The sequence below is a fragment of the Pseudomonas sp. S12(2018) genome (assembly GCF_024355235.1).
GTDB lineage: Bacteria > Pseudomonadota > Gammaproteobacteria > Pseudomonadales > Pseudomonadaceae > Aquipseudomonas > Aquipseudomonas palmensis.
The window spans coordinates 305151-322962 of record NZ_QLAD01000007.1; the positions used below are offsets into that span (position 1 = coordinate 305151).

The 17812-nt window shown below is 66.3% G+C and carries 16 protein-coding genes; 8 read left to right on the forward strand and 8 right to left on the reverse strand.

Annotation, left to right across the window (positions count from 1 at the left end; genetic code table 11):
- Position 1: 1 nt before the first annotated feature.
- The 6 genes from waaC to DN388_RS18495 are packed head-to-tail and all read left to right on the forward strand — an operon-like array spanning position 2 to position 5912.
- Entirely contained in the window at positions 2–1060 is a 1059-nt protein-coding gene (waaC, locus tag DN388_RS18470) for a lipopolysaccharide heptosyltransferase I (RefSeq protein ID WP_054915991.1), read from the forward strand.
- Positions 1060–2184, forward strand: a complete 1125-nt coding sequence (locus tag DN388_RS18475) for a glycosyltransferase family 4 protein (protein ID WP_088514278.1) — start codon at positions 1060–1062, stop codon at positions 2182–2184. Before waaC ends, DN388_RS18475 begins: the two co-directional genes overlap by 1 nt.
- Positions 2181–2987, forward strand: a complete 807-nt coding sequence (gene rfaP, locus DN388_RS18480) for a lipopolysaccharide core heptose(I) kinase RfaP (protein WP_043863660.1) — start codon at positions 2181–2183, stop codon at positions 2985–2987. The genes DN388_RS18475 and rfaP overlap by 4 nt, the downstream gene beginning before the upstream one ends.
- Complete coding sequence (locus DN388_RS18485; RefSeq protein WP_043863661.1) at positions 2987–3721, forward strand: lipopolysaccharide kinase InaA family protein; 735 nt, start codon at positions 2987–2989, stop codon at positions 3719–3721. Before rfaP ends, DN388_RS18485 begins: the two co-directional genes overlap by 1 nt.
- Complete coding sequence (locus tag DN388_RS18490) at positions 3718–4470, forward strand: lipopolysaccharide kinase InaA family protein (protein ID WP_054915989.1); 753 nt, start codon at positions 3718–3720, stop codon at positions 4468–4470. The genes DN388_RS18485 and DN388_RS18490 overlap by 4 nt, the downstream gene beginning before the upstream one ends.
- Complete coding sequence (locus DN388_RS18495; protein ID WP_043863663.1) at positions 4470–5912, forward strand: lipopolysaccharide kinase InaA family protein; 1443 nt, start codon at positions 4470–4472, stop codon at positions 5910–5912. The genes DN388_RS18490 and DN388_RS18495 overlap by 1 nt, the downstream gene beginning before the upstream one ends.
- Before the next feature lie 75 nt (positions 5913–5987).
- On the opposite strand, the gene DN388_RS18500 is transcribed toward DN388_RS18495, so the two are convergent.
- The 7 genes from DN388_RS18500 to DN388_RS18530 form a co-directional block, all read right to left on the reverse strand.
- Positions 5988–6170, reverse strand: a complete 183-nt coding sequence (locus DN388_RS18500; protein ID WP_088514279.1) for a hypothetical protein — start codon at positions 6168–6170, stop codon at positions 5988–5990.
- Positions 6157–7260 carry a PepSY domain-containing protein gene (locus DN388_RS18505; protein WP_253086216.1) on the reverse strand — a complete coding sequence of 368 codons (1104 nt, stop codon included), beginning with the start codon at positions 7258–7260 and terminating at the stop codon, positions 6157–6159. The genes DN388_RS18500 and DN388_RS18505 overlap by 14 nt, the downstream gene beginning before the upstream one ends.
- Before the next feature lie 8 nt (positions 7261–7268).
- A complete protein-coding gene (locus tag DN388_RS18510) occupies positions 7269–9704 on the reverse strand; it encodes a TonB-dependent siderophore receptor (RefSeq protein WP_255001547.1) in 2436 nt (811 codons plus the stop codon).
- A gap of 144 nt (positions 9705–9848) precedes the next feature.
- On the reverse strand, positions 9849–10817 hold the full coding sequence (locus DN388_RS18515; protein WP_123753448.1) for a FecR domain-containing protein: 969 nt from the start codon (positions 10815–10817) through the stop codon (positions 9849–9851).
- Positions 10814–11332, reverse strand: coding sequence for an RNA polymerase sigma factor (locus tag DN388_RS18520; protein WP_043863668.1), 519 nt, complete (start codon positions 11330–11332; stop codon positions 10814–10816). The genes DN388_RS18515 and DN388_RS18520 overlap by 4 nt, the downstream gene beginning before the upstream one ends.
- A 107-nt stretch (positions 11333–11439) precedes the next feature.
- Complete coding sequence (locus tag DN388_RS18525; protein WP_043863669.1) at positions 11440–12150, reverse strand: PolC-type DNA polymerase III; 711 nt, start codon at positions 12148–12150, stop codon at positions 11440–11442.
- A gap of 10 nt (positions 12151–12160) precedes the next feature.
- Positions 12161–14095, reverse strand: coding sequence for a DUF294 nucleotidyltransferase-like domain-containing protein (locus DN388_RS18530; RefSeq protein WP_043863670.1), 1935 nt, complete (start codon positions 14093–14095; stop codon positions 12161–12163).
- A 202-nt stretch (positions 14096–14297) separates the two neighbouring features.
- Between DN388_RS18530 and DN388_RS18535 the strand changes: the two genes are divergently transcribed.
- Complete coding sequence (locus DN388_RS18535) at positions 14298–14750, forward strand: response regulator (protein WP_054915983.1); 453 nt, start codon at positions 14298–14300, stop codon at positions 14748–14750.
- A 54-nt stretch (positions 14751–14804) separates the two neighbouring features.
- Here DN388_RS18535 and DN388_RS18540 read toward each other — a convergent pair whose 3' ends face one another.
- Entirely contained in the window at positions 14805–16982 is a 2178-nt protein-coding gene (locus DN388_RS18540) for a malate synthase G (RefSeq protein WP_043863672.1), read from the reverse strand.
- 302 nt (positions 16983–17284) lie between these two features.
- Between DN388_RS18540 and DN388_RS18545 the strand changes: the two genes are divergently transcribed.
- Positions 17285–17809 (forward strand): glycine cleavage system protein R, encoded by a 525-nt coding sequence (locus DN388_RS18545; protein ID WP_058541817.1) that lies wholly within the window; start codon positions 17285–17287, stop codon positions 17807–17809.
- Positions 17810–17812: the final 3 nt, after the last annotated feature.

Here is a 17812-nt window from a genome sequence, read left to right on the forward strand (position 1 = left end):
GTTGCGGGTACTGCTGATCAAGACCTCCTCGCTGGGGGATGTCATCCACGCGCTGCCGGCACTGACCGACGCGGCGCACGCCATTCCCGGCATCCGCTTCGACTGGGTGGTCGAGGAAGGCTTCGCCGAAATCCCCACCTGGCACCCTGCGGTCGATCACGTGATCCCGGTGGCCATCCGTCGCTGGCGCAAGAACCTCTGGCAAACCTTGAAGAACGGCGAATGGCGCCAGTTCAAGAAGCGCCTGCGCGAGCGCAAGTACGACCTGGTGATCGACGCCCAGGGCCTGGTGAAAAGCGCCTGGCTGACCCGCTACGTCAAGGCGCCGGTGGCCGGGCTGGACCGCTACTCGGCACGCGAGGGGCTGGCCAGCCGCTTCTACGACCGGCGCCTGTCGGTGGCCCGCGGGCAGCATGCGGTGGAGCGGGTGCGCCAGCTGTTCGCCCTGGCGCTGGGCTACGACCTGCCCTCGGGGCTGGGTGACTACGGCCTGGATCGCTCGCGCCTGGAAGAGATACCCACCAAGCCCTACGTGGTGTTCCTGCATGGCACCACCTGGGACACCAAGCACTGGCCCGAACTGTACTGGCGCCAGTTGGCCGAACGCCTGGGGCGTGCCGGCCTGCATATCTGCCTGCCATGGGGTAACCCGGCCGAAAAGGCCCGCGCCGAGCGCATCGCCCAGGGCCTGAAGAACGCCCAGGTGCTGCCCAGGCTGAACCTGGCCGGGGTCGCCCGGGTGCTGGCTGCCGCCAAGGCCTGCGTGGCCGTCGACACCGGCCTTGGGCACCTGGCGGCGGCACTCGATGTGCCTACCCTGTCGCTGTTCGGCCCTACCAACCCGGGCCTGACCGGGGCCTACGGCAAGGCCCAGGTGCACCTGGGCAGTGACTTCCCCTGCGCCCCGTGCCTGCAGAAGAAGTGCACCTACAAGCCGAGCGCCGACGACCGGCGCCGGTTCGATCTCAAACGCGAGTGGCCGCTGTGCTTCACTCGCCTGAACCCCGAGCGTGTGGCGAGCCAGTTGAGCGCGTTGCTGCGGGCAGAGGATGTGCGTTGATGCAACTGGCCTTTGTGCTCTACAAGTATTTCCCCTTCGGCGGCCTGCAGCGTGACTTCATGCGCATCGCCCTGGAGTGCCAGCGCCGTGGCCACCAGATCCGGGTGTATACCCTGATCTGGGAGGGCGACGTGCCCGAGGGCTTCGAAGTGCTGGTGGCGCCGGTCAAGGCGCTGTTCAACCATCGGCGCAACGAGAAGCTCACCGACTGGATGCAGGCCGACCTGGCCAGGCGCCCGGTCGACCGCCTGATCGGCTTCAACAAGATGCCGGGGCTGGACGTGTACTACGCCGCCGACGGCTGCTTCGAGGACAAGGCGCAGAACCTGCGCCACTCGCTGTACCGCCGCTGGGGCCGCTACCGCCACTTTGCCGAGTACGAGCGTGCGGTGTTCGGCAAGGACGCCAAGACCCAGATCCTGATGATCTCCGAGGTCCAGCAGCCGCTGTTCGTCAAGCACTACGACACCCCCGCCGAGCGCTTCCACCTGCTGCCTCCGGGCATCAGCCAGGACCGCCGGGCGCCGGCCAATGCCGCCGAGATCCGCGCCGAGTTTCGCCGCGAGTTCAACCTGGCGGACGACGAGCGCCTGCTGGTGCAGATCGGCTCGGGCTTCAAGACCAAGGGCGTGGACCGCAGCCTCAAGGCGCTGGCCGCCTTGCCCAACAGCCTGCGCAAGCGCACCCGGCTGATGGTCATCGGCCAGGACGACCCCAAGGTGTTCCAGCTGCAGAGCGCGACCCTGGGGCTGACCGAGCAGGTGCAGTTCCTCAAGGGCCGCAGCGATATCCCGCGCTTTCTGCTCGGGGCCGACGCACTGATCCACCCGGCCTACAACGAGAACACCGGCACCGTGCTGCTCGAAGCCGTGGTGGCTGGGTTGCCGGTACTGGTTTCGGCAGTGTGCGGCTATGCCCATTACATCGCTGAGGCCGATGCCGGCCTGGTGCTCGACGAGCCGTTCGAGCAGGAGCAACTCAACCGCTACCTGCAACGTATGCTCGAAGACGATGCGGCGCGTGCCGACTGGGGCCGCAACGGCCTGGCATTCGCCGACACCGCCGACCTGTACAGCATGCCGCAGCATGCGGCCGACGTGATCCTGGCGCAGGAGCGCGCATGAAACTGATACTGGCTGAACCCTTCAAGCGCCTGTGGGCCGGGCGCGATGCCTTCGACGCCGTCGAGGCCCTGCAAGGCGAGGTGTACCGCGAGCTGGAAGGCCGGCGCACGCTGCGCACCGAGGTCGAGGGCAACGGTTATTTCGTCAAGATCCACCGCGGCATCGGCTGGGGCGAGATCTTCAAGAACCTGTTCACCGCCAAGCTGCCGGTGCTCGGTGCCGGACAGGAATGGCAGGCCATCCAGCGCCTGCACCAAGTCGGCGTGCCGACCATGACCGCGGTGGCCTACGGCGAACGCGGCAGCAACCCGGCGACCCAGCATTCGTTCATCGTCACCGAAGAGCTGGCGCCCACCGTCAGCCTCGAGGACTTCAGCCTCGACTGGGTCAGGACGCCGCCGGCGCCGCGTCTCAAGCGCGCGCTGATCGCCGAGGTGGCGCGCATGACCGGCATGATGCACCGCGCCGGGGTCAACCACCGCGACTGCTACATCTGCCACTTTCTGCTGCACACCGACCGCCCGGTAACCCCGGACGACTTCAGGCTGTCGGTGATCGACCTGCACCGGGCCCAGACCCGCGCCAGCATTTCCCGACGCTGGCGCGACAAGGACCTGGCCGCGCTGTACTTCTCGGCGCTGGACATCGGCCTAACCCGACGCGACAAGCTGCGCTTTCTGCGCGGCTACTTCCAGCAGCCGCTGCGCCAGATTCTGGCCGAGCACGCCACCTTGCTGCGCTGGCTGGAGGGCAAGGCAAACAAGCTCTACGAGCGTAAACAACGGTATGGGGACGCGCTCTGATGGCGGGTTGGACACTGGAGCCGGCCTACGCGGCCCTGGCACAGGATTTCGGCAGCATCGACGCGGTGTTCGCGCTCAAGGGCGAACGCCTCACCCACGACCCGCTCAGCGAAGTGATTCGCGTGGAGCGCGGCGGGGTGAACTACTACGTCAAGCGTTACACCGGCGCCGGCAAGGGCCTGCGCCGCTACCTGGGGCGCCCGCGGATCAAGGCCGAGTGGCAGAACCTCAAGCAGTTCGCCAAGTGGGACATCCCCACCGCCGAGGTGGTGGCCTGCGGCCTGGAACGGCGAGGCTTCGCCTTCCACCGGGGCGCCATGATCACCCGCGAGCTGCCGCGCACCGAGGACCTCTCGGCGCTGGCCAAGCGCAACGACCCGCGCCTGGCAGATGCCGGCTGGGTCGACCATGTCAGCCGACAGCTGGCCCGCCATACGCGGGTGATGCACGACCATCACTTCACCCACAACGACCTCAAGTGGCGCAACCTGCTGGTCGATGACAAGGGCATGCTGTTCTTCATCGACTGCCCGACCGGTGCGTTCTGGGTCGGCTTCATGCTGCGCTATCGCATCACCAAGGATCTGGCCTGCCTGGACAAGGTGGCCAAGTATCACCTGTCGGCCACCCAGCGCCTGCGGTTTTACCTGCAATATCGCCGTCGCGATCGCCTGAACGCGTCGGACAAGCGCCGCGTGCGGCACGTCGTGACGTTTTTCGAGGGGCGCGAATGAGTGATTTCCTGGCCAGTGCCGAAGCTGCACTGCTTGAACGCCACGGCCTGAACAGCTTCGAGGCGCTGTGGGCGCTGCAGCTGGACGCCGTGGACGAGCCCAACACCGGGCGCGGCGGCTGGAGCCGCGTGTACCGCCTGGAGCTGGAGGGCAAGGGGTTCTACCTCAAGCGCCAGAGCGACTACCTCACGCGCACCTTGCACAGCCCCTTCGGCGAGCCGACTTTCGCCCGCGAGTTTCGCAACATCAAGCGCTACCAGAAGCTGCAGATCCCGGCCTTGCAGGCGGTGTTCTACGCCGAGCGCAGGGTCGACGGCGAGCGCCGCGCGATCCTGATGACCCGTGCGCTGGATGACTGGAGCGATCTTGACCACCTGCTCGGGCAGTGGCCGCAACTGGCCCTGGAGCAACGCCAGGGCATCCTGCGCGCCTGTGGCGAACTGGCCCGCACGGTGCACGCGGCGGGGCAGGTGCATGGCTGCTTCTACCCCAAGCACATCTTTTTGCGCGAGCGCAGCGAAGGCTGGCAGGCGCAGTTGATCGACCTGGAGAAAACCCGGCCGCTGCTGCTGGGCCAGCGTGATCGCCTCAAGGACCTGGAGCCGCTGCTGCGTCGTGCCGGCGCATGGAGCGAGAGCGATGTACGGCTGATGCTGGCCGCCTACCTGGAGCAACCGGCCGACAGTACGCTGGTGGATACCTGGCTGCAGCGCCTGCTGCATCGCCGTCGTGAAAAAGAGGCCCGCTGATGCGTTTGTCTGAACTCAAGGACGCCGGGCGCAGCCCGCAACTGCCATTGAGCATTGCCCTGGCCGACGCCGCCGGGCCGGCCGAGCTGCAACTGCTCAGCCTGCTGCGGGTGCTGCCGGGGCAGCGGTATGTCGGTGCCGGGATCTGGCGTGGCAAGCCGGTGCTGGCCAAGCTGCTGGTGGGCAGCAGCGCCGCCCGCCACTTCCAGCGCGAACTGGACGGTGCGCGCCTGCTGGCCAGCCAGGGGCTGACCACGCCGTTGCTGCTGGCCGACGGCCTGCGTGAAGGCGAGGGCGGCTGGCTGCTGTTCGAATTTCTTGAGCACGCCCACAGCCTGGCGGATGCCTGGGCGGCGGTCGAGGGCCTGCCGGTGCTTGCCGATGCCCAGCAGGAAGTGCTGGGCGAAGCCCTGCGCGCCGTGGCGCAGATGCATGCCAAGGGCCTGTGGCAGGCCGACCTGCACCTGGACAACCTGCTGCGCCATGGCGGGGAGCTGTACCTGATCGATGGCGCGGGGGTGAAGGCCGAAACCCCGGGCCAGCCGCTGTCGCGTCAGCAGGTGCTGCAGAACCTGGGGGTATTCTTTGCGCAGTTGCCCAAGCGCCTGGAGCCCTTCGTCGAGGAACTGCTGGTGCACTACGTGCTGGTCAACGGCGAGCATGCGCTGCCGCTGGAAGCCTTGCAGAAGCAGATCGACAAGGTGCGCAGCTGGCGTCTGAAGGACTACCTGGACAAGGCCGGTCGCGAGTGCACGCTGTTCAGCGTGCAGCGCGGGGCCTCGGGCCTGCGCGCGATCCGTCGATCGGAGGTGGCGGCCATGCTGCCGGTGCTGGAGCAGGCCGACGCGCTGATCGACCAGGGCCACCTGTACAAGACTGGCGGCGCGGCGAGCGTGGCACGGGTCGAGGCGGGCGGTCGCAGCCTGGTGCTCAAGCGCTACAACATCAAGAACACCGCCCACTGGTTCAAGCGCTTCTGGCGCCCCAGCCGGGCCTGGCATTCGTGGATCGAAGGGCATCGCCTGGAGTTCCTCGGCATCGCCACGCCCAGGCCGCTGGCAGTGCTGGAGCAGCGCGTGCTGGGGCTGCGCAGCCGTGCGTACCTGGTGACCGAGTATGCCGACGGGCCGGACCTGATCGAGAGCTTTGCGCCCTACGTCGACAGCGCCGAGGTGCCAGAGGAGCAACTGCAAGCGCTGCAGACCCTGTTGCAGCAGCTGATGGGCGAACGCATCAGCCACGGCGACCTTAAGGGCCACAACCTGTTCTGGCAGGACGGTCAATGGTCGCTGATCGACCTTGATGCGATGTGCCAGCACGCCACCCAGCTCAGTTTCGCCAAGGCCTTCGCCCGTGACCGGGCGCGGTTGTTGCGCAACTGGCCGGCGGACAGTGCGTTGCACCAGCGGCTGGATGAGTGCCTGCCGAAACTGGCTGACTGACCTGCGCCTTCGCCGACAAGGCCGGCTCCTGCAGACGACGTGAAACCTTGCAGGCGCCGGCCTTGCCGACCAAGACTATCGCGCGGCCGGCCAAAAACCTCGCAGGCTGTACCCCACCGGCAGGGCCAGCCCCACCCACGCCAGCACATCCCACGGGCCATCCCCCAGCAGCGCCGCGAACAGCCCCACTGCGCCCAGCAGGGCAATCAGGCCCGGCATGCCGAACACCTTCCAGAACCTCGATTCACGCTTCATCACGTCGCCTGCGTACCCACCACAAATACACGCCGCTGCCGAGCACGATGATCGTCAGCACATCCAGCAGCGCCCATAGAATCTGCATCGGCCGGCCGCCGTAGTCGCCAAAGTGCAGCGGCTGCGACAGGCCCATCGCGTCCATGTACCACGGCCGCTCGCCAATCGCCGTCACCTGCAAGGTGCTGGCATCGATCAGTACCGGGGTCAGCAGGTGAGCGGTCAGGTGGGTGCTGCCCTTCATGAACACCGCATAGTGGTGCTCGCTGGAAAAGCGCGTGCCGGGGAAGGCGATGAAGTCCGGCTGCATGCCCGGCGCCGCCTCGGCGGCAATGTCCAGCAGACGGCTGGCCGGGGCCAGTGCGGTCAGCGGCGGTGCATCGCGGTACGGTGCGATCATCGCGCTGAGGCTGTCGTTGCGCCAGGCGGCGATGACCAGGTCGGACAGCGCGCTGATCACCCCGGTCACGCCCACCACCAGCGCCCAGGTCAGGGTCACGATGCCGATCAGGTTGTGCAGGTCGAGCCAGCGCAGGCGCCGCGATTTGTCGTGGCGTACCGTGGCGAACTTCAGCCTGCGCATGAATGGCGCGTACAGCACCACCCCGGAGATGATCGCCACCACGAACAGCAGGCCCATGAAGGCCAGCAGCAGCTTGCCCGGCAAGCCGGCGAACATGTCCACATGCAGGCGCAGCATGGTCAGCATGAAGCCGCCGTTGGCCGAGGGCATCTCCACCACCTCGCCACTACGCCCGTCGAGCATGAAGGTGTGCGACGAGTTGGGCTCGGTACCGGCGGTGGCGGCCATGATCGCGATCACGCCGTTGCTGTCGTCCTCGTCCCAGCCGAAGTACTGCATCACCTCGCCCGGGCGATGGGCCTGGGCCTTGAGCACCAGGGCCTGCAGGTCGAGTCTGGGTGTGTCGGCGGGCATTACCTTGAGCTCGGGCGCATCGCCCAGCAGGTGGTCGATCTCGTGGTGGAAGATCAGCGGCAGCCCGGTCAGCGCCAGCAACAGCAGAAACAGCGTGCACACCAGGCTGCTCCAGGTATGCACCCACGACCAGCGACGTATGGTTTGGCTCTTCATCGTTGGCCCTAGAACGCGTAGTTCACGCTGGCGACCACGTTGCGCTGGTCGCCGTAGTAGCACCAGAACCCGTCGCAGTTGGCCAGGTAGTCCTTGTTGAACAGGTTCTTGGCTTCCACCGCCACGCTCAGCCCCTTCATGCTGCTGTCCAGGCGACCCAGGTCGTAGTGCACGGTAGCGTCGTACACGGTGTAGGAGCCTACATGCGCCACCTCGGTGTTGGCGGTGTTGCCGTAGGTATCGCCGACATAGCGAACCCCGGCGCCCATGCCGAAGCCGTCCAGCGGGCCGGCGTGCCAGGTGTAGTCGGCCCACAGGGTGGCCTGGTTGCGCGGGATCAGCGCCATGCGGTTGCCGACTTCGCCAGGCACGCCCTTGCGGATCTCGGTATCGGTGTAGGTGTAGGAGCCGACCAGTTTGAGGTTGTCGGTGATGGCGCTGGTGGCTTCCAGCTCGATGCCGCGCACCTGCAATTCACCGACACTGCGAGAGATGCTGCCTTCGGTGACCTTCACGTTGCTCTGGCGCAGGTCGTAGGCGGCTGCGGTCAGCAGGGTGTTGCTGCCCACCGGCTGGAACTTGACGCCCACTTCGTACTGGCGGCCTTCGGTGGGCTTGAACGACTGTGCTGCATCCACGTTGGCGCCGGTGGTCGGCTGGAACGACTCGGTGTAGGACAGGTACGGGGTGAGGCCGTTGTCGAACACGTAGCTCAGGCCCACGTTGCCGGTGAAGGCCTTGTCGCGCTGGGTGCTGGTGGCGTCGCCCTTGTTGTGGAAGGTGGTGCCGGTGTGAATCCAGTCCTCACGCCCGCCCAGGGTCAGGCGCCAGTTGTCCAGGGCGATCTGGTCCTGCACGTAGACGCCGGTCTGGCGGGTTTTCTGGCCGTAGTCCTGCAGTGCGAAGTAGTTCACGTTGGACATGTCGGCGCCATACACCGGTCGGATCACGCTGATTGGCGGCACGTTGATGCCGCTGATGTTGCCGTTGGCGTCGTAGTTGTACGAGCCGCCATACAGCCACTGGTAGTTGGTGTTGGAGCGCTGGTGGTCCAGGCCCAGCAGCAGGGTGTGCTCCAGCGCGCCGGTGCTGAAGTTGGCCTGCAGGTTGTTGTCGACGGCGAACTGGCTGATGTCTTCGTTGACGATCCCGGCCTCGCGGTTGACCGTGCCGTCGGGTTCTACGGTATTGAAGGTGGCCACGTTGACCGCGCGGAACGACAGGTCGCTCTTGGTGTAGCGCAGGTTCTGGCGCAGCTGCCATACGTCGTCGAGGCGGTGCTCGAAGGCGTAGCCCAGGGCGTAGTAGGTGCGGTCGTAGAAATCCCAGTCCGGCTCACCGAGGTTCTTGTGGTGGGAAATCTTTGCCCCGGCAGGCGAGGCCAGCCGGGTGCCCTGCAAGGGCAGGAACTGCCCGGTGATGCCGGTATCGTCGCGGGTGAACTGCGAGATGAAGGTCAGGCTGGTGTCGTCGTCGACGTTCCAGGTCAGGCTGGGGGCGAGGTTGTAGCGCTTGTCGGGAATATGGTCGACCGGTGCGTTGCTGTCGCGTACCACGCCGCTGACGCGGTACAGAAACTGGCCGGCGTCGTCGATCTTGCCGGTGCTGTCGAAGTTGATCTGCCGGTGTTCGTTGCTGCCGACCTGGGCTTCGATCTGGTGCACGCTTTCGGCCTGCGGGCGTCGGCTGAGCATGTCGAGCATGCCGCCGGGCGGGGTCTGGCCATACACCGAAGAGGCCGGGCCGCGCAGTACGGTGATGCGTTCCAGGTTCCAGGGTTCGACCTTGGGGTTGGCGAACGAACCCTTGGGCAGCGGCAGGCCGTCGAGAAACTGGGTGGGGTCGAAGCCGCGCACGCGCAGCCAGTCGGCGCGCGAGTCCGAGCCGTAGCCGCTGCTTTGCACGCCCGCGGTGTAACGCAGCGCGTCGTTGAGGTTGAGCACCTGGCGCTGGTCGAGCTGTTCGCGGGTGATGACCGACATCGAGCGTGGCGCCTCGACGATCGGGGTGTCGGTCTTGGTGCCGGCGGCGGTGCGGGTGGCGACGTAGCCGGTGGTCGGGCCCCAGGCGCTCTCGTAGTCGCCGGCGGCGTTGATGCTGGTTTCCGGCAGGGCCAGGCTGCCTTCGGGGGCGGCGATCAGGCTGTAGCTGCCGGCGCTGCTCTGCTGCAGTTGCAGGCCGGTGCCGCGCAGGGCGGCCTGCAGGGCGCCGAGGCCGTCGTACTGGCCGCTGACCGGCGCCGAGGTGCGTCCGCTGGCCAGGCTCGGGTCCAGGGTCAGGGCAATGCCGGCCTGGCTGGCGATCAGGTTGAGGGTGGTCGACAACGGCCCGGCGGGCAGGCTGTAGCTGCGCGCGGCGCTCGATTCGGCGGCGATGGCGGCGGTGCTGGTCAGGGCCAGGGTCAGCAGGCAATGACGCAACAGCTTTTCAAGGGGACGGGACATGCAGCGGTTCCTCGGCGCAATAGTGCTAACTAGCTTCCATGCCGAGTGAAAAGGGAAAAGTGTCAGGGGGTGGGCAAAAAATAATGTTGAGGCCTTCGCCGGCAACGCCCGCTCCTGCAGGAGGGCGTTGCAGGCGAAGGCGTTTTACGGGGTCTCGCCCTTGGCCACGATCGTCACCCACCATGGCGTGCGCTTTTGCACCTGCACCGGCAAGGTCGGCAGCAGCGACTGCAGCGCAAGGTCGGTGTCGTGCAGCGGGAAGCTGCCGGTAATGCGCAACCCGGCCACCTCCGGCGACACCCCCAGGTAGCCGCTGCGGTAACGCCCCAGCTCCTGCACCAGCGCATCCAGGCGCACGTTGTCGACCACCAGCATGCCGTGGGTCCAGGCGTCGGCGCCCAGGGCCAGCGGATCGATGCTGCCCAGCTGGTCGTGGCTCATCATCACCTGCTGGCCTTCGCGCACGATCTGCTCGTCGCCGCTGTCCTGCGGCTTGGCCGCCACCGCCGACTGCAACACGCTCAGGCGCGTGCCCTGGTTTTCCAGGCGCACCAGGAAGCGTGTGCCCAGTGCACGCAGGCGCCCGTCGGCCGTGGCGACGATGAACGGACGGTCATCCTTGTGCCCGGTCTCGATGGAAATCTCGCCCTCGCGCAGCACGATCAGGCGCTGCTGGCCATCGAAGCGAACATCCACCGCCGAATGGGTGTTGAGGCTGAGCAGGGTGCCGTCCTCCAGGCGCAGGCTGCGCTGCTCGCCGGTGGCCGTGCGCTGGTCGGCCAGCCAGTAGTCCAGGCTCTGGTGGGTACTCAGCCAGCCGAGCAGGCCGCCCACCAGCACGATGCTGGCCAGCCCGCTGCCCAGCTTGCGCACGCGCTGGCGCAGGCCGGCCCGGGTTTCGCCCAGGGCCTTGCGCGCCGGGCCGGCCGCTGCGGCGAAGCGCTGGTTGAGCATGCCCAGCTGCATCCAGGCCCGCGCATGTTCTTCGTCTGCCGCGTGCCAGCGCTCGAAATCGGCACGCTCCTCGGCGCTGCCCGCATCCAGGCACAGCTGCCAGGCGATGGCGGCATCGAGCACCTTGGCCGATACCGGCCTGCTACTGAAGCCGTTCATGTCGGCTCGCCGTACAGCGCCACATAGCACTGGCGCATGCCCTGGGCCAGGTACTGGCGCACCCGCGACACCGACACGCCCAGGCGCTCGGCGATCTCGGCATGGCCCATGCCGTCGAGGCGGTTGTACAGGAACGCGGCGCGCGCCTTGCTCGACAGCTTGCCCAGCAGGCGGTCGATGGCCTTGAGGTCTTCGAGGATCAGGTGCTGTTCTTCCGGTGACGGCTGCTCGGCTTCGGGGATCAGCATCAGTTCGGCGAGGTACGCCTGCTCCAGTGCCGCCCGGCGAAAGTGGTCGAACAGCAGGCCGCGCGCCACCGCGGCCAGGAACGCCCGCGGCTCGCGTGGTGCGGGCAGCTGCTCGCGCCCGAGCAGGCGCACGAAGGTGTCCTGGCTCAGGTCTTCGGCGCGCTCGGCACAGGCGACGTTGCGCCGCAGCCAGCCCAGCAGCCAGCCGCGATGGTCACGGTACAGCGCACCAACCAGCTCACCGTGTGGGCTTTGCACTGACGACAAGGTGTTCCCCGGAATAGATGCGTTAACTAACGAGAATTATTCGCGATTGTGTCAGAGCCGCTGGCACTGTGCAATTAACGCTCATCGGATGACGTATCCGGGGCTGGTCAGAAGCCGTGGCTGTGTTGCCGTCGCCGGCGCCAGCCTTGCAGGCGATGCTCCAGCAGCAGCGGGCTGTCGATGTGCTGGCGTCGCGCCTGGCTGAACAGGATCAGTGCCAGTTCGGCAGTGACCTGTGCATCGGCGCTGGCGTGGTGGCGTTCACCGGCCTGCAGGCCGAAGTGCGCGGTCCAGTCGTCGAGCCCGGCGTCACGCAACACCACGTCGGGGTTGAGCAGCGGGGCCAGCTCGGCCACGTCGATGAACGGGTGCTGCAGGCGGTAGCCCAGGCTGTCCTTCAGGGCGCGGCTGAGCATGCGCTGGTCGAAGCCGGCGTGGAACGCCAGCAGCGGGCTGTCGCCGATGAACGCCATGAGGTCGAGCAGTGCATCGGCCGGCACGCAGCCGGCGGCAATCGCACTGGGCCCCAGGCCATGGATCAGCACGCTGGGGCCCGGCTTGTGGTCATGCCGGTGCAGGGTGCGCTCGAACTGCTGGCTGAAGTCGATGGCGCCGTCCTCGATCACCACCGCGCCAATCGACAGCACCTGGTCGCGGTTCAGGTTCAGACCGGTGGTTTCCAGGTCCAGCACCACCCAGCGCTGGGCGCGCAGGGTGTGGTCCTGCAGCGGGGCGGGGCCGGGCAGTTGGGCCAGACGCTGCTGCTGGGCGGCGTCCAGTGCGGGTTGGCTGGGGCGCAGCCAGGCGAACAGGCTCATGACAGGTAGCTCATAGTTGGTAGCGCAGGGCCAGGCTGCTTTGCAGACGCTGGGCCTGGCGCAGCGATTCGCGCAGGATGCGCCGGTCCAGGTCGTTGAGGCTGTCGGGGTCGACGCGGTTGGAGTAGGGCAGGTTCTGGCGGGTCTGCAACTGGTGCTGCTGCATGCGGGTCTGCTGGATGAAGTGGTAGGCCTCTTCATAGGCGCCGCCATCGAGCGGGTCGATCACTTCCTTGCCTACCAGCTGGCGCAGGCGCTCCAGCGTGTTGTTGGCGTGCACGCCATTGGCCAGCGCCAGCAGGCGCGCGCCGTCGACGAAGGGCGTGAGGCCCTGCACCTTGAGGTCGAGGGTGGCGGCCTTGTCGTTGCCGCTGCGGGTCAGCACGAACTCGCGAAAGCGCCCCACGGGCGGGCGCTGGCGCAGGGCGTTGGCGGCCATCATGCGCTGGAACAGGCGGTTGTCGGCGACCTGGTCGAGGATGCCCTGGCGCAGTTGTTCGCACGCCTGTTCGTCGCCCCACACCACGCGCAGGTCGAAATAGATGCTCGAGGCCAGCAGGTTCTCGGGGGTGGCTTCGCGGATGAACGCGGCAAAGCGCCGTGCCCACTCGGCCCTCGACAGACACAGCTCGGGGTTGCCGGCCATGATGTTGCCCTTGCACAGGGTGAAGCCGCACTGCGCCAGGCCCTGGTTGATGTGCTGCGCCAGCGGCAGCAGGCGGGCGCGGATCTCGGCAGCCTGGGCCGCGTCGCGTGCCTCGAACAGGATGCCGTTGTCCTGGTCGGTGTGCAGGGTCTGTTCGCGGCGGCCTTCGCTGCCGAAGCACAGCCAGCTGAACGGCACGCCGGGGTCGCCCTTGTCCTGGATCGCCAGTTCGATCACCCGGCACACGGTGTGGTCGTTGAGCAGGGTGATGATGTGGGTGATCTGGGTGGACGAGGCGCCATGGGCGAGCATGCGCTCGACCAGCTGGCCGATCTCGCCGCGCAGCGACACCAGGTTCTCGACCCGCGCGGCGTGACGGATGGTGCGCGCCAGGTGCACCAGGTCGACCCGCTGCAGCGAGAACAGGTCGCGCTCGGAGACCACCCCGCACAGGCGCTGGTCCTGCACCAGGCACACATGGGCGATATGGCGCTCGGTCATCGCGATGGCGGCGTCGAAGGCGCTGGCCTGGGGGCTGAGGTAGAAAGGCGCGGCGGTCATGTGCGCGGCGATCGGCGCGGCGAAGTCGGCACTGGCATCGGCCACCACCTGGCGCAGGTCGCGCAGGGTGAAGATGCCGACCGGTGCGCGCTGCTCGTCGACGATCACGATGCTGCCCACCTGCTGCTCGTGCATCAGGCGTACGGCCTCGCGTACGGGCGTATCTGGGGCGCAGGTGACCGGATGACGCATGGCCAGCTCACCCAGGCGGGTATTGAGCGAATACTGGTTGCCGAGGGTTTCAACTGCGCGGCGCTGGACCTGCTGGTTGACCTGGTCGAGCAGGCTGCTGACGCCCCGCAGGGCAAAATCCCGAAACACTTCTGAGAGTGCGAACAGGCGGATGAACGCCGCCTTGTTCAGTTGCAGGCAGAAGGTGTCTTCGGCGGCCAGGTGTTCGGTACGGGTGGCACGCTCGCCCAGCAGGGCGGCCAGCGGGAAGCACTCGCCTCCGGTGATCTCGAAGGTGGTCTCGGTGCCGGTGGCGGCATGGTTGCGCTCGCCCACCACGCGTCCCTGCTTGACGATGTAGAAGTGCTCGACGGGTCCGTCGGCAGGCTTGATGATGCTCTCACCGCTGGCGTAGAAGCGCAGCTGGCATTGTTCCACCAGGTACGCCAGGTGGGCGTTTTCCATCTGGTTGAAGGGAGGAAAGCGTTGCAGGAACTGCATGGTGCCGTGAATATTCTGCAGTACTGCGGTTTTGCCGGCCTGGTCGAAGGCGTCCATCTTGCTCATGAGCTTTACCGCATCTGTGCGTCGGCGCCGAGGGCCGAGCATTTGTTTTTATCGTGCTGCATGGTCGGCCGCGGGGTGCGCAGTGCCCATTGGACGTTTGTCTAAAGCGGGTAAGCGTCAATTATCCGACGAAAGGCGGGTTGCGGCACATGCGTTTGCGGTCTGAACTTGATTCAACGGATATTTTTACGATGGAACAGCCATGCCCGAAGCCGACGACATACTGAGCGAAGCCGAGCGCAAGGCGCTGGCGAGCGTGACTGCGCGCGGGACCGCGCTGCCCAAGGTGCTGATCGTCGAAGACGACAAAGGGTCGCGCGAAGCGCTGGCGAGTTACTTGAAGGCCCATGGCATTCGTTGCCTTGCCGCAGAAAACACCACGGTGGCGTTCGACTACCTCAAGCGCGAACCCAGGATCGGGCTGCTGATTACCGACCTGCGCATGCAGCCGGTGGGGGGCATCGAGTTCATCGAGCAGATTCGTGAGTCGGACCAGGCCGCGTTGCCGATCATCATCGTGTCGGGCGATGCCAAGGTGCAGGACGCGATTGCGGCAATGCACCTGAGCGTGGTCGACTTTCTGCTCAAGCCGCTCGACCAGGAGAAGCTGGAAAAGCTGGTGAAGCTGGTGAGGCATGAGCTGGGCATCGGCTGAACCCCTTCGCTGGCTTGCCAGCGAAGGGGTGCGTCAGGCAGCGCTGTAACGAGCTTACAGCCCGTTGCGCGCCTTGAACTCGCGACGACGGCGATGCAGTACCGGCTCGGTATAACCGTTCGGCTGCTTCGCACCCTCGATCACCAGCTCGACCGCCGCCTGGAAGGCGATGTTGCTGTCGAAGTCCGGTGCCATCGGGCGGTACAGCGGGTCGTTGGCGTTCTGCTTGTCGACCACCGGCGCCATGCGCTTGAGGCCTTCGATCACCTGCGCCTCGCTGATGATGCCGTGACGCAGCCAGTTGGCCAGCAACTGCGCGGAAATCCGCAGGGTGGCGCGGTCTTCCATCAGGCCCACATCGTTGATGTCCGGCACTTTCGAGCAACCCACGCCCTGGTCGATCCAGCGCACTACATAGCCCAGAATGCCCTGGGCATTGTTGTCCAGTTCGTTGCGGATCTCTTCGTCCGACCAGTTGGTGTCGGTGGCCAGCGGAATGGTCAGGATATCGTCGACCGAGGCCGGCGCACGCTTGGCAAGCTCCGCCTGGCGGGCGAACACGTCGACCTTGTGATAGTGCAGCGCGTGCAGCGCGGCGGCGGTCGGCGACGGCACCCAGGCGGTGTTGGCACCGGCCAGTGGGTGGGCGATCTTCTGCTCGAGCATGTCGGCCATCAGATCAGGCATGGCCCACATGCCCTTGCCGATCTGCGCGCGGCCCTGCAGGCCGGTGGCAAGGCCCACGTCGACGTTGTTGTTCTCGTAGGCACCGATCCACTTCTGGGTTTTCATGGCGCCCTTGCGCACCACGGCGCCCGCTTCCATGGAGGTGTGGATCTCGTCGCCGGTACGGTCGAGGAAGCCGGTGTTGATGAACACCACGCGCTCGCTGGCGGCCTGGATGCAAGCCTTGAGGTTGACCGTGGTACGGCGCTCCTCGTCCATGATGCCGACCTTCAGGGTGTTGCGCTTGAGGCCCAGCACGTCTTCGACGCGACCGAACAGCTCGTTGGTGAAGGCGGCTTCTTCAGGGCCGTGCATCTTCGGCTTGACGATGTACACCGAGCCGGTACGGCTGTTCTTGCGGGTGGTGTTGCCGTTGAGGTTGTGCACCGCAGCCAGGTTGGTGACCAGCGCATCGAGGATGCCTTCGGGCACTTCGTTGCCATCCTTGTCGAGGATCGCGTCGATGGTCATCAGGTGACCGACGTTGCGCACGAACAGCAGCGAACGGCCATGCAGGCTCAGCGAGCCGCCATTGGGCGCGGTGTACTCGCGGTCCGGGTTCATGGTGCGGGTGAAGGTCTGGCCGGCCTTGCTCACGCTTTCGGCCAGGTCGCCCTTCATCAGGCCCAGCCAGTTGCGGTAGATCACCACCTTGTCGTCGGCATCCACCGCGGCCACGGAGTCTTCGCAGTCCATGATGGTGGTCAGGGCGGCTTCCATCAGCACGTCCTTGACCCCAGCGGCGTCGGTCTGGCCGACCGGGGTGCTGGCATCGATCTGGATTTCGAAGTGCAGGCCGTTGTTTTTCAGCAGCACGGCGACAGGGGCCGTGGCATCGCCCTGGTAGCCGACCAGTTGCGCGTCGTCGCGCAGGCCGCTGTTGCTGCCACCCTTGAGGGTGACCACCAGCTTGCCATCGGCAATGCTGTAGCGGGTGGCATCGACGTGGGAGCCGGCCGCCAGTGGCGCAGACTCGTCGAGGAAGGCGCGGGCGAAGGCGATGACCTTGTCGCCGCGTACCTTGTTGTAGCCCTTGCCCTTCTCGGCGCCACCGGCTTCGCTGATGGCGTCGGTGCCGTACAGCGCGTCGTACAGCGAGCCCCAGCGGGCGTTGGAGGCGTTGAGGGCGAAGCGTGCGTTCATCACCGGCACTACCAGCTGCGGGCCGGCCATGCGAGCGATCTCGTCATCGACATTCTGGGTGGAGGCCTGGAAGTCCGCCGCTTCTGGCAGCAGGTAGCCGATCTCCTGGAGGAAGGCCTTGTAAGCCGGAGCATCGTGGGCCTGGCCCTTGCGCGCCTGGTGCCAGGCGTCGATCTGCGCCTGCAGGGTGTCACGCTTGGCCAGCAGGGCTTTGTTCTTTGGAGCGAGGTCGTTGATGATCTTCTCTGCCCCGATCCAGAACTGCTCGGCGTTGACGCCGGTTCCGGGAATGGCTTCGTTGTTCACGAAGTCGAACAGGACTTTGGCGACCTGAAGGCCACCGACTTGAACGTGTTCAGTCATTGCTTGCCTCACTCTGCTCAGCTATTCAGCTCTTGTTTCAACATTTTTGTAGTGCGCGTCGCGGCATACTACATGAAGCGCTGCGCTTGGGAAAATCAGACTAAATACGCCGTTTTGCGACCATTTGGTCGCAAAACGTCGTTCTGGGAGCGGGCATGTTCTCAAAAATCGAGTGAATTGTTCCAGATAAATCTAAAAACAGTACACGATTTGTTGTTCGAGCCCGCTGCGGCAGGTTGCCGCGCCTTGCCTATACTTGATCGGCGCCCCCGGTATTCGGGGGCTGGAGAGAGGACTGGCGCGTGGATCATCTTGTCTTGACCGTGATTGCCCCTGACCGCGCCGGCCAGGTGGAGCGGGTGGCCGAATGCATCGCCGAGCATAACGGCAACTGGCTGGAGAGTCGCATGTCGCGCATGGCAGGGCAATTCGCCGGCATCCTGCGCGTCGCGGTACCGGCCGAATCCTATGACGAACTGGTGGAGGCGTTGCAGGCGCTGGGCAAGCACGGGATTCGCGTGCTGATCGCCGAAAGCGGCATCGAGCCGTCGTGCACCTGGAAGCCGATCGCGATGGAGCTGGTGGGCAACGATCGCCCCGGCATCGTGCGCGACATCACCCGGCTGCTGGCCGAACAGGGGGTGAACCTGGAGCGCTTCAGTACCGACGTGCGGCCCGCGCCGATGAGCAGCGAGCCGCTGTTTCACGCCGATGCGCTGCTGGCCCTGCCGCTGACGCTGTCGCTGGATGACCTGCAAAAGCGCCTGGAGGCCCTGGCCGACGACCTGATGGTGGAGCTCAAGCTGCGCCCCGAAGAGTCGGCGTAGGGG

What these genes read in the sequence shown, in the direction of transcription:
- DN388_RS18475 (WP_088514278.1), top strand. Translation starts at nt 1,060, where the DNA reads ATGCAACTGGCCTTTGTGCTCTACAAGTATTTCCCCTTCGGCGGCCTG.
- rfaP (WP_043863660.1), top strand. Translation starts at nt 2,181, where the DNA reads ATGAAACTGATACTGGCTGAACCCTTCAAGCGCCTGTGGGCCGGGCGC.
- DN388_RS18485 (WP_043863661.1), top strand. Translation starts at nt 2,987, where the DNA reads ATGGCGGGTTGGACACTGGAGCCGGCCTACGCGGCCCTGGCACAGGAT.
- DN388_RS18490 (WP_054915989.1), top strand. Translation starts at nt 3,718, where the DNA reads ATGAGTGATTTCCTGGCCAGTGCCGAAGCTGCACTGCTTGAACGCCAC.
- DN388_RS18495 (WP_043863663.1), top strand. Translation starts at nt 4,470, where the DNA reads ATGCGTTTGTCTGAACTCAAGGACGCCGGGCGCAGCCCGCAACTGCCA.
- DN388_RS18505 (WP_253086216.1), bottom strand. Translation starts at nt 7,260, where the DNA reads ATGAAGAGCCAAACCATACGTCGCTGGTCGTGGGTGCATACCTGGAGC.
- DN388_RS18510 (WP_255001547.1), bottom strand. Translation starts at nt 9,704, where the DNA reads ATGTCCCGTCCCCTTGAAAAGCTGTTGCGTCATTGCCTGCTGACCCTG.
- DN388_RS18515 (WP_123753448.1), bottom strand. Translation starts at nt 10,817, where the DNA reads ATGAACGGCTTCAGTAGCAGGCCGGTATCGGCCAAGGTGCTCGATGCC.
- DN388_RS18525 (WP_043863669.1), bottom strand. Translation starts at nt 12,150, where the DNA reads ATGAGCCTGTTCGCCTGGCTGCGCCCCAGCCAACCCGCACTGGACGCC.
- DN388_RS18530 (WP_043863670.1), bottom strand. Translation starts at nt 14,095, where the DNA reads ATGAGCAAGATGGACGCCTTCGACCAGGCCGGCAAAACCGCAGTACTG.
- DN388_RS18535 (WP_054915983.1), top strand. Translation starts at nt 14,298, where the DNA reads ATGCCCGAAGCCGACGACATACTGAGCGAAGCCGAGCGCAAGGCGCTG.
- DN388_RS18540 (WP_043863672.1), bottom strand. Translation starts at nt 16,982, where the DNA reads ATGACTGAACACGTTCAAGTCGGTGGCCTTCAGGTCGCCAAAGTCCTG.